Origin of the sequence: Ferruginibacter albus, assembly GCF_020042285.1 — a bacterium.
GTDB classification, from domain to species: Bacteria; Bacteroidota; Bacteroidia; order Chitinophagales; family Chitinophagaceae; genus Ferruginibacter; species Ferruginibacter albus.
The window spans coordinates 1829856-1845223 of the sequence record NZ_CP083388.1; the positions used below are offsets into that span (position 1 = coordinate 1829856).

General features: G+C 37.2%; 15 protein-coding genes and 1 other RNA gene. 6 read left to right on the forward strand and 10 right to left on the reverse strand.

Features of this window, described 5'->3' with window-relative positions; all coding sequences use genetic code 11:
* Window positions 1-93 precede the first annotated feature (93 nt).
* The 5 genes from K9M53_RS08125 (at window position 94) to K9M53_RS08145 (ending at window position 5170) form a co-directional block, all read left to right on the forward strand.
* The gene (locus K9M53_RS08125; protein WP_224019133.1) at window positions 94-1974 is read left to right on the forward strand and encodes a T9SS type A sorting domain-containing protein; all 1881 of its coding nucleotides are present in this window, start codon (window positions 94-96) and stop codon (window positions 1972-1974) included.
* A gap of 64 nt (window positions 1975-2038) precedes the next feature.
* Window positions 2039-3052, forward strand: coding sequence for a Smr/MutS family protein (locus K9M53_RS08130; protein WP_224019134.1), 1014 nt, complete (start codon window positions 2039-2041; stop codon window positions 3050-3052).
* A 335-nt stretch (window positions 3053-3387) separates the two neighbouring features.
* Window positions 3388-4290: a D-hexose-6-phosphate mutarotase gene (locus K9M53_RS08135; RefSeq protein WP_224019135.1), complete on the forward strand. Its 903-nt coding sequence runs from the start codon at window positions 3388-3390 to the stop codon at window positions 4288-4290.
* Window positions 4291-4575: 285 nt separating this feature from the next.
* Window positions 4576-4916: RNase P RNA component class A (gene rnpB, locus K9M53_RS08140), an RNA gene on the forward strand.
* Window positions 4917-4978: 62 nt separating this feature from the next.
* The gene (locus K9M53_RS08145) at window positions 4979-5170 is read left to right on the forward strand and encodes a hypothetical protein (RefSeq protein ID WP_224019136.1); all 192 of its coding nucleotides are present in this window, start codon (window positions 4979-4981) and stop codon (window positions 5168-5170) included.
* Window positions 5171-5398: 228 nt separating this feature from the next.
* Here the strand turns inward: K9M53_RS08145 and K9M53_RS08150 are convergent, their stop codons facing one another.
* Window positions 5399-5983 carry a hypothetical protein gene (locus tag K9M53_RS08150; protein ID WP_224019137.1) on the reverse strand — a complete coding sequence of 195 codons (585 nt, stop codon included), beginning with the start codon at window positions 5981-5983 and terminating at the stop codon, window positions 5399-5401.
* 13 nt (window positions 5984-5996) lie between these two features.
* Window positions 5997-6227: a hypothetical protein gene (locus K9M53_RS08155; protein ID WP_224019138.1), complete on the reverse strand. Its 231-nt coding sequence runs from the start codon at window positions 6225-6227 to the stop codon at window positions 5997-5999.
* Window positions 6228-6515: 288 nt separating this feature from the next.
* Here K9M53_RS08155 and K9M53_RS08160 point away from each other — a divergent pair, with 288 nt between their 5' ends.
* Window positions 6516-8099, forward strand: a complete 1584-nt coding sequence (locus tag K9M53_RS08160) for a Na+/H+ antiporter (protein ID WP_224019139.1) — start codon at window positions 6516-6518, stop codon at window positions 8097-8099.
* Window positions 8100-8137: 38 nt separating this feature from the next.
* Here K9M53_RS08160 and K9M53_RS08165 read toward each other — a convergent pair whose 3' ends face one another.
* From K9M53_RS08165 to gmhA, 8 genes are all read right to left on the reverse strand, one after another.
* Window positions 8138-9805 carry a glutamine--tRNA ligase/YqeY domain fusion protein gene (locus K9M53_RS08165; protein WP_224019140.1) on the reverse strand — a complete coding sequence of 556 codons (1668 nt, stop codon included), beginning with the start codon at window positions 9803-9805 and terminating at the stop codon, window positions 8138-8140.
* A 160-nt stretch (window positions 9806-9965) separates the two neighbouring features.
* Window positions 9966-11036, reverse strand: a complete 1071-nt coding sequence (locus tag K9M53_RS08170) for a fatty acid desaturase family protein (RefSeq protein ID WP_224019141.1) — start codon at window positions 11034-11036, stop codon at window positions 9966-9968.
* Between the two features lie 76 nt (window positions 11037-11112).
* Entirely contained in the window at window positions 11113-11844 is a 732-nt protein-coding gene (bshB1, locus tag K9M53_RS08175; RefSeq protein WP_224019142.1) for a bacillithiol biosynthesis deacetylase BshB1, read from the reverse strand.
* A 58-nt stretch (window positions 11845-11902) separates the two neighbouring features.
* Window positions 11903-12694 (reverse strand): hypothetical protein, encoded by a 792-nt coding sequence (locus tag K9M53_RS08180; protein ID WP_224019143.1) that lies wholly within the window; start codon window positions 12692-12694, stop codon window positions 11903-11905.
* Between the two features lie 42 nt (window positions 12695-12736).
* On the reverse strand, window positions 12737-13429 hold the full coding sequence (locus tag K9M53_RS08185; protein WP_224019144.1) for a DUF4294 domain-containing protein: 693 nt from the start codon (window positions 13427-13429) through the stop codon (window positions 12737-12739).
* A gap of 94 nt (window positions 13430-13523) precedes the next feature.
* A complete protein-coding gene (locus K9M53_RS08190) occupies window positions 13524-14072 on the reverse strand; it encodes a D-glycero-alpha-D-manno-heptose-1,7-bisphosphate 7-phosphatase (RefSeq protein ID WP_224019145.1) in 549 nt (182 codons plus the stop codon).
* A gap of 15 nt (window positions 14073-14087) precedes the next feature.
* Window positions 14088-14789 (reverse strand): nucleotidyltransferase family protein, encoded by a 702-nt coding sequence (locus K9M53_RS08195; protein ID WP_224019146.1) that lies wholly within the window; start codon window positions 14787-14789, stop codon window positions 14088-14090.
* Window positions 14790-14791: 2 nt separating this feature from the next.
* Window positions 14792-15367 carry a D-sedoheptulose 7-phosphate isomerase gene (gene gmhA / locus K9M53_RS08200; RefSeq protein WP_224019147.1) on the reverse strand — a complete coding sequence of 192 codons (576 nt, stop codon included), beginning with the start codon at window positions 15365-15367 and terminating at the stop codon, window positions 14792-14794.
* Window position 15368: the final 1 nt, after the last annotated feature.

Consider the following 15368-nt stretch of genomic DNA (forward strand, 5'->3'; position numbering starts at 1 on the left):
CCCTATCTTTGTTGCAACTAACACCATTCTAACCTATTAGGTTCTTTTCCCGTGCTCTAAGAATCCCCTTATTAAACGCATCAAAACTTATTCATGAAACTACGTTTTCTCATTGCATCGCTATTGCTGATAGTGAGCAACCCCAAACTGATTGCACAGGCGGTAGCCCCATTTGGATGTACAGGCAGTTACTATGTTACATACGGAACAGCACCTGACCCAACCGTAGCAACATCCATTGATAAAGTTATTTATAATGGAAGCAGCATCATCACTTCTTTCCAGGGAAAAACCGGCAATGTAGGTTTTAATGGAGCCGATATCAATCCTATTGATGGATTTATGTATGGCATTACCTACAGTAACAATGCTTTTGTGTCCTTAATAAAAGTTGATACCAATGCAAAAGTTACTACTATCGGCAATTTGCCTTCGTTTGTAACCAGCGATCAAAATATTTATGCCGGATGCTTTGATGCAAACGGCGACTATTATATAAGTAATACAGCAGTAGCAGGTGCTTCTCCTGATATTTATAAAGTAAATATTGCAACCGGTAATGCGGTGTTAGTGGGCAATACGGGAATGGTGCCGGATAATGCAGGAGGACAATTGTTTTTTGTTGATATCTCTATTGATCCTTCTACAGGTATCATGTATGGCGCTACTAATTATTGCTGCGGAGAAACAGGCGCATCGTCTGAAGCTTTATATACAATTGATAAAACGACCGGTGCTGCTACAAAGATCGGGCAGTTCACAACGGTTGACGGTTTTAAAACCACAGGTTATGGTTTATTCTTTACTGCCAAAGGAGACCTGTTCTTATACGGAACCGATGCCAGCTTTTATTTAGTAAATAAAACCACCGCACAGATCACTAATTTGGGAACCGGCTCTGCATATAGCTTTGCAGATGGTTGCGGTTGTGCTTACAGGATAGATCATACATTGGCAGCCTCTATACCTGCTATTTGTTTACCTAGTACAAGTTCTACGGCGAATATAAATTTTACAGAAACATTTATTAATAACAGGGGAGAAGTAATTACCAATGCAGCGTATCACCTGGACCTGGAAAAACGTTTCAGCTTTACGCAATCTGCCGCAGATATTAAAAATACATTAACAGGATCAGGTATTGCAGATGCATCCACTGTGGTAACTATTTCAAGTGCCAATGGCGGTACTAATAATGTAATTGATATTTCACCAATTACTATTCCTTACGCCGGGCAAGGAACCAAAACAAGCTTTGTGTTGAATACATTGTTTACCAATTTAAGTGGCGCGCCTGTAGTCAATATAGCCTCTAATATTTCGGGGTTACCGACAGTATTAGGCGGTGTGGCTGTTTCCGATAACCCGTTAACTTTAATACCGGGTGATTCCACAAGAATAGGCATTTGCGATAACGGACCTCTACCTGTTACCTTTGTTTCAACTAATGTTTTACTAGATGCTTCTTCAAATGCAGTGGTACAATGGAATGTGGCACAGCAGTTAAATGTTGCCGCTTATGTAATTGAACGTAGTGTTGATGGTAAGAATTTTGCGGCTGTTGCTACTATCAGTGCAACAAACGATACTAAATATTCATACACAGACAATGCAACACCTCTTAATGGTAAAATATATTATCGTATCAGGGCAGTAGAGCTTTCCGGCAATGTTTCTTACACACCGGTAATGGCATTAAGCCATGATCAGCAGCAAAGTGGCATAACTATTTATCCAAATCCTTTTGTAGATAAGGTAGACTTGAGCATTTCATCCTTAAAGCAACAAATAGCAACAGTACGTATTTTTGGTGCAGATGGAAGACAATATCAATCTTATTCTATCAATATTCAAAAAGGAATATCGGTTGCTCCATTGAAAGATGTATCCGGTTTATCTAAAGGTGTTTATGCCGTGTTTGTGAATCTTACAGGTACAGGAGAGATCTATACCACCCGCATAGTGAAAAATTAAATATAAGTACAGTCCACTTTAAAAAGCACCCGGTTTATGCCGGGTGTTTTATTTTTGTAGTATAATGAAATATCAACCCGGCGATACCATTTTGATTTTGGCCACCAATGAAGAAGGTAAGGTAATAGAAGAACTTGATAATAATATGGTATTGGTAGAAGTAAAAGGCATACGTTTTCCTGTGTATAAAGACCAGGTAGATTTTCCTTACTTTAAAATGTTCTCTGAAAAAAAGTTAATGAACGATGCTCCTGTAAAAAAATACATCGATAACATTAAAAAAGAAAAAAGCAATGTAAAACAAAAAGTAAGCGATGGGGTGTTCCTTTCTTTTTTACCGGTATACGATAAAGATGTATTTGATGATAATGTGATCAACAAGTTCAAGCTGTACCTTATCAACCAAACAGACGAAGCCTATCATTTTGATTACAGCTTATTTTACAGCGGTGATAACCAGTTTCAATTAAGGAATCAAATAGAACCTTTAGCAGAATTTTATTTGAATGATATACAGTTTGAAGACCTGAATGATAACCCTCGTTTTGATTTTGAATTTTCTTTGGTGAATGAGGATAAAACAAAAGCGCCTTATTACGAATATTCTTTAAAGCCTAAGGCAAAGCAATTATTTAAGAAGATAGAAGAGATGCAAGTAAAGAATCAAGCTGCATTTACTTATGAGATATTTAAAGAGTATCCTTTTAAAACAGAAGAAATAATCCCTGATATGCCGCCGGGAAAGGGATATAAGCTGTATGATATATCAAGAATAAAGGAACACGTTACACCCGCAAGAAGGGTTGTTGATCTGCATATTGAAAAACTATCCGACAATTGGAAACACCTCAGCAATTTTGAAATACTAACCATCCAGCTTAAAGAATTTGAAAAGTATTACGACCTTGCTGTATTCCATTATCAACCTTCACTGATAGTGATACATGGTATCGGAATAGGAAAGTTGAAAGATGAGATACACAATATTCTCCGTAATAAAAAAGAGGTAAGGTCTTTTATTAACCAATATCATCCTAACTATGGATATGGCGCTACGGAAATTTATTTTTCTTATTAAAAAGAGGGTTTCTGATTTTCAAAACATTCATCTCCACAGCCGTTGGTGAAAATAGAAAGAAAGGATTTCTTTTATTACCGGCATTTCTATCTAAATAAATAACAAGAGTATTACACTGTTCCATTCTAAGAGTAGAGTTACTAAAGTACAGTTTACAGTAGTACAAAAGTTTCATCAGGGAACTAACCAAAAAATGGGCCGTCATCGTTTGTCGGCGGCTTTTTTGGTTACTTTTTTTGCGAAAAAAAAGTAACAGAGAAGAATTACGAAAAGTAGAAAAAACAAAAAGGAATAGACTATAAACTGCTAATTTTGTCATCTTTTAAAACAATAAAATGAACATTGAACAATTAAACAATAAATATGGCATTGCAGGCAAAGTAGTTTTTTCAAACGGAAAAGGCGGTCTGCAGACCGTAACTATTTCTAACGAGTTGGCAACAGCCGTGCTGTCTATTCACGGCGCACACGTAATGCACTATCAACCTGCCAACCAGCAGGAGGTTTTATGGATGAGTGATAAAAGTGTGTTTGAAGAAGGCAAGCCCATACGGGGTGGTATTCCTTTATGTTTTCCATGGTTTGGACCACATGCAAGCGAGTCTGCTTTTCCGCAACACGGTTTTGCACGATTAATTAATTGGGAAGTTACCAATGTGGAATCAATGGCGGACGGTGCTACTAAACTAGAGTTGGAAATAAATACTCCCGATGTTGCCAAAACATATTTCAATTACAGTTTTATAGCAAGACTAACGGTTACGGTAGGGGCAAAATTACAGGTAACCTTAAGCGTGCTCAATATTGACAATAAGCCGTTTACTTATTCGGATGCACTGCATACTTATTTTAATGTAAGCGATGTAAATGAGATAAGCATTGATGGGTTGCGTACTGCTACTTACTATGAAGCATTTGGTACAGAATTAAAACGCCAGGAAGAACCATTGTTGAATATCGTAAGAGAAGAGAACCGTCGTTATGTAAATACTACGGCTGACTGTATCATTTATGATAAAGGGCTGAATCGTAAAATACGTGTTGCAAAAACCGGCAGCAAGGTAACCGTGGTTTGGAATCCCGGCGAAGCCAATGCAAAAACCATAGCTGATATAGGAGAGAACGGACACAAGCATTTTATTTGTGTAGAAGCGGTAAATGCCTACGAAGGCATCGACATGATAACGTTGCAACCCGGCGAGCAACATAGTTTATTTACAACAATTAGCGTTGAATAGATCGGTATTGAGAAATAGTAGTCTGTCAGTCTGAGTTTGTCGAAGACTGAAGACTGTCATATAAAAATATACTCCTTCAAATCTAAGAGTAGAATTACTGAAGTACAGTTTACAGTAGTACAATAGTTCCATCAGGGAACCAACCGACAAACGGGCCGTCATCGTTTGTCGGCGGCTTTTTTGCGTTACTTTTTTTCCGCAAAAAAAGTAACATAAAAGAATTACAGATAAAGTATTGTTTAAAGCTTCTTATTAACTCAGGAAAGAATAATTTAATTTTACATTTCTATCAGCCAGGCTATCGTTCCGATGCAGATCGGAAAGGAAAGTCCGGACAGCACAGAGCAACACACCGGTTAACAGCCGGTTCCGATCTGATCGGAAAGAAAGTGCCACAGAAAATAACTGTCCTTCGGGATGAGGGTGAAAATGTGAGGTAAGAGCTCACAGGAATTATTGGTAACAATAGTTTCGGGTAAACCTTGTGTGCTGAAATGCCATGTATACCAACGCTTGAGGGCTGCTCGCCTGATGTTGGAGGGTAGGCAGCAAGACTGTACCAGTAATGTTACAGCCAGATAAATGATAGCCCACGACAGAATCCGGCTTACCGGCTGATAGAATTTTTACCTATTGAATTGGCTGTTCAATATTCATCTTACGTTTATAAAATAAATCGATCAAGGGCATGGTTAGTTTCGCATACTTTTTTCCTTTCTTTTTTATTGGTATGTGGGTGTTGGTTTGTTTTATTATTTCAAAGATGGGGTGGGCAGATCTGTTCACCAATTATCCTGCACCTGCTGATTTTATTGGTACAAGGATCGGCATTATTTCGGCGGTATTAATAACGCTAATTATAATAATTGTCTTGTTTTAAAATATAATGAAGAAGGTTTTTATTTAAGACCGATACTTATATTTCGTGCCTTTCATAAACCCATATTAATTCCGTGGGAAGAAGTAAAAGAAGTACGGGATAAAAAAATATTGTTCTTTTCTTTTAAGCGGTTGATCATAGGGCGGCCTTTTGTAGCATCGATACTGATAAAAACAAGTGTGTTCAATAAAATAGCATCCAACCTTAGGATACTGTAAGTAAAAATTGTTAGCCTGCATACCAACCTACTAACACATCTTTAAATTCTTCTTTAGGAAGTAAAAAAGTTTCTTTATCTGCATTCTGAAATACAAGGTTATTGGTTGTAAGGGATATTTTAAAAGGAGAATGCTTTCCATCAATATTAGTAATAGTCATTAAGCCTTCAATTGCAGTAAATGTTATTGGTTCTTTCTGATCTTTACTATAAACCGGAGTGTCTGTACAAATGTCATTGATCAATTTATTGTCTTTAGAATATTGGTTTAAAGTGATTTTTATATGATCTCGAAAATCTACAATACTAAACTGTTTATATTTTGGAATACTATCGAGTATTAACTCTATGATCAGCTCGTAACGATAGTCTTTTGAGATTTTTTGTAACGCAACCATCCCACAACCACTCACTATAGCGGTACTGTCAAATTGATAGGTGTTGTCAATCGCTAAATTATTTACAATGTTTGCTTTTGCCTTAGCGGTTTGTTGTAAAGTATCATTTTGCCATTGGGCAGGGAACACAATACCTGTTTTTTGTTTACAGCTTAATAAAATAACAATTACAACAAAAGCTAAAAATGTTTTTTTCATTTTTACAGGATTATTATTTTATGGTTGCGACATTAGACCATAGTATGGTTTGCCTGCCAGCCAGGTTATTAAAGATAGTTAAGTTCTTATTGGTTATAATGAACGATCTGTCCACCGCATAGAAGTTAAAATCCATTTTAGAGACAGACTCATTAGTACTGAGGAGTGGTAAAATAATGAAATTGATAAAAGCTCTTTTCATTATCGGTTTTATTGTAGGATGCTGACGGCAGGAATTTTCCATAAAAGATGCTTTAATGCTATTCGAATTAAAAGGAGTATAAAATGAAAAAATTGCCTGGCCACTGAGGAGGCGAATACTTTGAATTAAATACATTTTTCATTTTCGAAAGAGTGTTTTTATAAAAAACCCTTCTTTGCCGTGCTCAGACTGACATCTCATTAATTAAAACTAACTGCTAAATTGTTTTTCTTATTTACCATTCTTTCATATTAAGAGCAGTAAACATTCTTAAACTTTTATCCTAAATTCGACGAACATACTTTCATTCTCAACATCAACCTTAATTGAATGCATACTTTATTACCTTTTTTACTGGCAATGATCGCGACGGTGGTATTATTGGAAATGTGGGCATCCAAACTAAGGATCGCTTACCCGATATTATTGGTGGTAGCAGGGTTGTTGATAAGCTTTATTCCCGGCTTGCCGGTGGTTAAGATAAACCCGGACCTTATCTTTTTTATCTTCCTGCCGCCATTGTTGTTTGAGGCTGCCTGGTCGGTATCTTTTAAAGAAATGAAAAAGTGGTGGCGCATTATAAGCAGCTTTGCTTTTTTGGTAGTGTTCTTTACGGCGCTAACGGTGGCTATTGTGGTGAATCATTTTATCCCCGGCTTTACATTGGCGTTAGGGTTTTTGTTAGGTGGCATTGTTTCTCCGCCCGATGCAGTAAGTACCGGTGCTATTACAAGATTTGTGCGAATACCTAAATCCACCTCGGCAATATTGGAAGGAGAGAGCCTGTTGAACGATGCCTCTTCATTAATTATCTTTCGTTTTGCGTTGATAGCAGTAAGCACCGGGCATTTTATATGGCAGCAGGCGGCGCTTAGTTTTTTATGGATGATCATTGGCGGAGTAGCCATAGGCTTAGCATTGGCATGGATATTTGTAAAAGCACATAAATGGTTGCCGACAGATGCACCATCGGATATAGCCTTTACACTCATAGAACCCTATTGCATGTATTGGGTAGCGGAACAATTGCATAGCTCCGGAGTGTTGGCGGTAGTAGCAGGCGGGTTGTTCATGTCTTCCAAAAGATTATTCTTCTTAAACAGTACCAGTCGTATTAAGGGATATAGTGTGTGGGAGAGCTTTGTATTTATTTTAAACGGTATCGTGTTCTTGATTATCGGGTTGGAGCTTCCTGAAATTGTAGAAGGCTTGCGTGCGCATGGTACTCCTTTACATACAGCCATCGGGTATGGCGTATTGGTAACATTTATTTTGATACTGGCAAGAATGATCAGTGCCTATACAGCTCTTGTAGCAACGATCATTTTTCGCCCGAGCGTAATACCGCATGCCTCTTCCCGAAGGCGACGATTGTTAATGCCTTTGTTATTAGGGTGGACAGGAATGCGAGGAGTGGTATCCTTAGCAGCAGCTTTGGCAATTCCTGTTACATTGGATAATGGTACAGCTTTCCCTGAAAGGAATCTTATTCTCTTTATAACTTTTATAGCGATCTTATTGACATTGCTGGTACAAGGGCTTACGTTACCGACCTTTATAAAACGAAGTCGGTTATTTGATGGAATATTTGCTGAGGATGATAGCGAAGTAGTATCGCAACGCATTAAGAAAGAGTTACGACATCATAGCTATGAGTTTTTGAAGAACAAGCATGAGAATGAATGGAAGGGACATGATGGAATGCAACAGTTGTTACATCACTGGGAAGAAAAAACAAAAGCTTCTGATGATAGCTGGATGGATGAGAATATAAAAACCATCTTTTTGGAGATGCTGGAAAGCCAGCGGCAATATCTTTCCAAGCTTAATAAAGATGTTACTATCGATGAAGAGATCATCCGTACACAATTGTACCAAATAGACCTGGAGGAAGAACGTTTGAGAATGATATAGAAAAAGGGAAGAGACTGCTGCAACTAAACATTGTTTGCTCAGCTCTTCTTTACTTCCTTCGCCCACGCATCTTTCAATGTAACGGTTCGGTTAAAGATCAGCTTGTCGGCAGTTGCTTCTTTATCTAAACAGAAATATCCTTTGCGGATGAATTGATAGCGGGTAGCTGTATCTGCAATTTTAAGCGAAGGCTCTACATAAGCCTTGCTGATAACCTGTAATGAATCGGGATTAATATATTCTTTAAAATCGCCCTCTTCGCTGCCGGGATCTTCGGCTTTAAATAAGCGTTCGTATAAACGTACTTCCGCACTTAAAGCGTGCTGTACACTTGCCCAGTGAATGGTTCCTTTAACAGTGATACCACTGGTATCATTGCCACTTTTACTTTCAGGAATATAGGTTGCATGAATTTCGGTGATGTTACCGCTTTCATCTTTTGTAAAGCTTTCGCATTTTACAATGTATGCGCTCTTTAAACGCACCATGGCGCCCGGTGCTAAACGAAACCATTTTTTAGCAGGTACTTCCATAAAGTCTTCTCTTTCTATCCATAGCTCTTTGCTGAATGGAATAGAACGGGTGCCACCTGCATCTTCGGCTTGCGTATTATAATCAGCTGTAAATTCTTCTGTTTGATTATCGGGATAATTAGTGATGATCAACTTTACAGGATCCAACACTGCCATTACACGCTTAGCGATCTTATTCAGATCTTCTCTAACACAAAATTCCAATAAACTGACATCAATTAAATTATCTCTTTTAGCTACACCAATGCGGTCACAAAAGTCACGAATGCTTTCCGGTGTGTACCCACGGCGACGTAAGCCACTGATGGTTGGCATACGTGGATCGTCCCAGCTTTGTACAAAACCTTCATTCACCAATTGTAATAGTTTTCGTTTACTCATTACCGTATAGGTCATGTTCAAACGGGCAAATTCATACTGATGAGAAGGGAATATTTCCAGCTTTTCAATGAACCAATTGTATAATTCTCTGTGTGCAACAAACTCTAAGGTGCAAATGCTGTGTGTGATGTTTTCGATACTGTCGCTTTGTCCATGTGCAAAATCATACATCGGGTAAATGCACCATTTATCTCCCGTACGGTGATGATGCGCATGTTTGATACGATACAACAACGGATCCCGCATGTGCATGTTGGGAGAAGTGAGATCTGCTTTTGCACGTAATACTTTTTCCCCGTCTTTATACCTGCCATTCTTCATTTCTTCAAATAGCTGCAGGTTTTCGTCAATGCTTCTATTCCTGTATGGGCTTTCTTTGCCCGGTTCAGTGGGGGTACCTTTTAATGCGGCTATTTCTTCTGCAGATGAATCATCTACATATGCCAGTCCTTTTTTGATAAGTGTTACAGCAAGGGTATATAATGCGTCAAAGTAATCAGAAGCATAAAATTCATTTGCCCAGTTAAAGCCTAGCCAGCGAACATCTTCTTTAATGCTGTCAACATATTCGGTATCTTCTGTTACCGGATTGGTATCATCAAATCGAAGATTGGTTTTGCCGCCGTATTTTATTCCTAAACCAAAGTTCAAACAAATGCTTTTAGCATGGCCAATATGTAAATAGCCATTAGGTTCAGGTGGAAAGCGGGTAAGTATTGTTTTGTATTTGCCTGTGTTGATTCCTTCTTCTACAATTTCTTCTATAAAATTCAGGCTTTTTTCTTCAGACATCCGTTTTGATTTGAGTAGCTAATTTACAATAAGATGGTGAATGGTGAATGGTGAATAGTGAAAATATGTTGAAGAATAAGTCAATAATTGATAATTGTATTCATAGCGTTATAAAAAACTTTACAGAAGCTTCACTATTAAACATTCCTCATTGACCTGATTAATCTGCCCTTCCTAAATTACGTAAATGAGATGTGTGCGAAGCAATCGCATGAACCATTCTTGGAAATTCGATATACTGAATTCCAAAGTCAATACAAGTTTGGCGAATGATTTTACTGATAGCAGGATAATGAACGTGAGATATTTTAGGAAATAAATGATGTTCTATCTGGAAGTTTAACCCGCCAACGTACCACGAAATCCATTTATTCTTTGTAGCAAAGTTAGCAGTAGTTTCCAATTGATGAATTGCCCATTCGTTTTCTATTTTGTTAGTATCGGCAACGGGTAACGGAAAATGAGTATGTTCTACCGTATGTGCCAGTTGAAACACGATACTTAAAATTAACCCGGCGCTCATTGTAATAATTAAAAAACCTACCAGCCACTTAACAAATCCTACAACACAAATAGGAACTATTATCATACCAATGATGTATCCGATCTTTGCAGCCCAAAAGCCTAAATGCTCTTTGAGGGTTAATTTACGGATAGAAACTTCACCAACCTTTGATTTAAAATACTTGTCGTAATCAGTCTTAAATATCCATAAAATGTGGAGTAATGTATATAAAAACCAAAAGTAATAATGTTGAAAGCGGTGCATCTTATAACGCTTTTGTGATTTGCACAAACGTAACCACGGTTGAGCTTCAATATCATCATCTACACCATCCACATTTGTATAAGTATGGTGAATGATATTATGCTTGATGCTCCACATAATACTGCTGGCTCCTAAAAAGTTCATAGATATAGCCGCAATCTTATTAATGTGTTTGTTTTTACTAAAGCTACCATGAGACCCATCGTGCATTACATTGAAGCCAATTGCGGCAGTGAGAATACCTAAAAGCAAACACTCTACAATGGCAAATAAAACGGGAGGTGTAAAAAAGATTACATGAATACATAAAGTAAAATAAGTAGCACAAAGAAAAATAGCTTTAAAATATAGGCTGAAATTTCCTGTTTGAGGCTTATTACGTTCTTCAAAATATTGATTAACGCGTTTCTTGAGTTCCTGATGAAAAACGCTTTTATTATTTATAAATTTAGGTGTGGTCATGCGATGGTAATAGTAACTTAAATGTGACGCAAGGTACACCTTAAAAACGCATTTCTATAGTTTGTTTATACCCATTTTATGTAGTTTTCTTAATAAATGCGTTAAAGTTTTCAAAACCTATCATTTTAGCACTGATAAAACCTTCTGCATGAGCTACTCCGATCATTTTTCCCCACATTTGATTGCGGTGGATGATACCGTCTAAAAAATCGGGAGATGAAATATATGTTTGAGGGCCGCCGGTATTTTCAGGGTTATAAAACTGTGTGCCAAAGGCTTTAATAGATTCAATTTTTTTATCAATTACTGATGATACATTGATCAGGAAATCAGGTTTGATATAAGTATCCTGTATATAATGGAAAATATAAGCGGGTCGCCATTTTGCCTGTGGAATGTTATTGTCTGTTGTTTCAATTTTAGCAAGGCCCGATAAAAAAGCGGCTTCCACAATTAATTGAGATGCCCGTCCGTGATCAGGGTGCCGGTCAACAGGTGCATTGCATAGAATTATTTCGGGCTGATACCTGCGTAAAACTTTTATGATCTGGCGTTGATGTTCTTCGTCATTCCTGAAAAAGCCATCTGCCATACCCAGGTTTTCTCTTACATCCAGCTGTAATATGTTGGCAGAAGCTGCAGCTTCTTTAGTCCGCGTTTCTACAGAACCTCTTGTACCTAGTTCGCCTCTTGTCAGATCGATAATGCCGGTTTTTTTACCATTTGATTTTTCAACCAATAAGGTTCCTGAACAACCCAATTCAACATCATCCGGATGAGAGCCGAAAGCCAGTATATCTAATTTCATATGGCAAAGATAATTGATAGTTTGGGGTGATGAAAGTAATGGTAGTGTTAAGCGTAGTTTATTGCAATTCCAAAGTTAAGCTGTCGGCGTTAGTTAACTTTCTTCCAAATTCATTTAGCCAATAATCCAGCTTTGGAGGATGAGCAGAAATAAGAGAGCTGCTGTCTTTTTCAATGGCATTTATCTTTAAGTTTTTATCAAACACAAACGCACTGATAACCTTTACATTTTTTCCTTCATTATTTTTTATTTCATACTCATGATTGATTTTGAAATCGTTTAGTCCTTTATCATCAGAGCCTATAGAAAAATCAGGAAATGAAAGCGGTTTATAAGAGCCCGGGTATGTTGAATACTTTTTGATAAATGCGGAAACGGTATCTTGAATTTCGGTTTTTTTTGCAAAATTATCATCATCTTCTTTTACCGCTTGTATTGTTTTAGAGAGAAATTCTCCCAGCTTCATTTCTGGGCTATTAATGCTGCCGTCAGCCATAAAAAACTGAATGCTTGTTGTGTCTGTCAGCAGGTAAGAATAGTTTTTTAATAAACTGTCAGTGTATGAAATCTCTGCATAGATGAATCCTGTTGCTTTAATAGATACATTTTCATTATTTAATAAGCACCTCAAATCTTTAAACGATAGTTTTTGTAACCATTTGTCAAGCCTTAAACTTCTATTATTATCCGGCATTGTGGGTTTAGCATTTATAGCAGATTCACTTGATTGGATAAAAGCATTTGCAGAGTCAATTATTGTTTGACAGTCATCATTAGCGATATGTTGTGTAGAAACAAAAGAACTTGTGATAAAAAGAAGAGATGCAATTAAAAGAGTAAAAAGCTTCATGGCGTGATGATGTTAGTTGTGTTATAATGAATTACAGATGGCTTAGCTTCTAACACCATACATACGTTCAACTTCTTTTACAATTTGTTCCATGGCTGCATCATCGCCGTTGGCGTCGTAAGGTTGTTTTAAGTTGCTGTCAAAAAAGAAAGCAACAGTTTGGTATACACGGGCAGTAAATCCGCCTTTATATTCTTTTATGATCTCGTAACAATTATTACCTGTTTGGCGGTTGATCAATTTCATTAATACTTTTCCCTGGTAAACAGATAAGTTTTTTAAAGGAACGGTAAATTCCCTGCGTAGCTCAGCTTCTCTTGTTTTGATATATTCTTTTCGTTTTCCTCCGTCAGTTATTCCCGCCAGGTTCTTATTAATATCATTGATCACAATACCGGCTCTTCGGGCATAAGGATAAGTAACATAAACAGCATTTCGTAATCTCGTCCATGCAACACGGGCAGCCATGTGCGCTTCGTCATATCTTGAATAAAACGGAATGTTTTCAAGGCTTTTTGCTTCGATGGTATCACCGTTATAAATAACGGCTGCAACCAGCATGGTATCAGCTGCGCTTACATTACTTGCAACTGTTATTTTAAAGGTATCTTTTTTAACAGCGGTCTTTACAGAATCTTTCTTTGCTATGTTTTGGGAGAAACAAAAATTGCCCTGTAGTAAAAACAGGGAGATCAACAATAAGGGAGCCGCTTTATGTAAAAATGTAAAACGCATCTACAGGGTAAATCTACAAAATATAATACAAGTGAATATATAAAGGTAACCTGTAATAAAGATGCTTTAACAAGAATTTTTGTTGCTTAAGAGATCACAAAGCCTTTGCAAAATCGAACAAGGAATTATAAACAGCATCAATACGGGCATCGTTCAGCTTAACATCCGGTCGGGTGGTGGGGAGGAAAACTGTTTTAACGCCAAGGTTACGACCAAATTCCATATCGCCAATGGTATTGCCAACCATTATGGCTTTATTTATATCGATCTGTGGAAAGTCTTTGATGGCTTGCAGGCCCATGCCGGGGTTGGGCTTACGGTCGGGATGATGTTCATCTAGTGCTGTACAGAAATATACTTTGTCAATTTTGCCGCCGGCAGTTTCAATTTCCGATCGCATATTGGCATGAATGGTGTGCAGATCTTCCAACCTTGTTACTCCTTTGCCAACACCTTTTTGATTGGTTATAATAATGATGTATTTGAATTTTTGAGCAAATATTTTTATGGCATCTTTTACACCTTCATAAAAAACAAACTCATCCCAGGTATGAATATAATCGAGATGTTTTTCGTGATTGATAACTCCGTCACGGTCTAAGAATAAAGTCCAGGTTTTATCTATTTGGGTCAGGTCAAGCATTTATTACACCAATTGCTAATTATTAATTTTTAATTCTGTTTGTGCTCTTTCGTAATCTTCAGGAATTCCAATATCGATGAAATATTCATCCTCTACAGAGCCATACATTTTTCGTTGAGAATAATATTTTTCCAGGTAATCTTTTTCAAACGAAAATTTTTCAGGCAGTTCTTCTTTTAAAAAGCTTGCCGTATGTAAAGCATACACGCCACCATTAATCAAGCCTTCGTGGTAGAATTGTTTTTCTTTAAATGATGCAATAGAGAAATCGCTTTTTAATTGAACAACACCATAACGTTCAAAATTTTGCATCGGCTTTAAACAAAGCGTACAATCGGCATGCAATTGTTCATGTAAGATAGAGAGCTTATTGATATCTACACTAAACAGGGTATCTCCGTTTACTATTAATACATTTTTTTCTGTTGCTTTTGTTGCGGCTAATTTAATAGCACCACCTGTACCTAAAGGTTCTTCTTCTATTGAATATTGAATAGTGAGCATTGAATAATAAGCATTCATGTATTCAATAATGGCTTCACTTTTATAGCCAAGAGAAAAAATAAATTTATTTACTTCTTGTTTTTGCAGATGTTCTACAACATAATGCAGAAAAGGTTTTCCGGCTACAGGAGCCATGCATTTAGGCAATTCTGATACCACAGAACGTAATCTTGTTCCTAAACCGCCTGCCAATATTATTACTTCGGTAATCACAATTATGAAAAGTATTTTTCTTCTACCAACTGACAAATAATATGCCCCAGCATGATATGACTTTCCTGTATGCGTGGTGTATCTGTCGACGGAACATTAAATAAATAATCGGATAGGTCTTTCATTTTACCACCCGTTGCCCCGGTAAATGCGATCGTAGTAATACCTTTTTCTTTTGCTACTTCAAACGCATTGATAATATTTTTACTGTTGCCTGAAGTGCTTAAGCCAACCAATACATCACCTTTATTGCCTGTACCTTTTACTATTCGTGAATAAATTACATCATAGCTGTAATCGTTTGCTACGGCTGTGATATACGAAGTGTTACAATGCAAAGCTTCTGCAGGTAAGGCATCTCTGTCGGTATAAAAACGTCCGCTGAATTCTGCTGCCAAATGTTGCGCATCAGCAGCGCTGCCGCCATTTCCGCAGAACAACACTTTATTGCCATTCTTAAATGCAGTTACAATAATGTCGATCGATCTTATTAGTGTATTAATGATCATTTCATCATTAAGTAATTTAGTTTTAACCGAAATGGATTCGCTGATAATATTTTTTATTTTGTCGCTCATA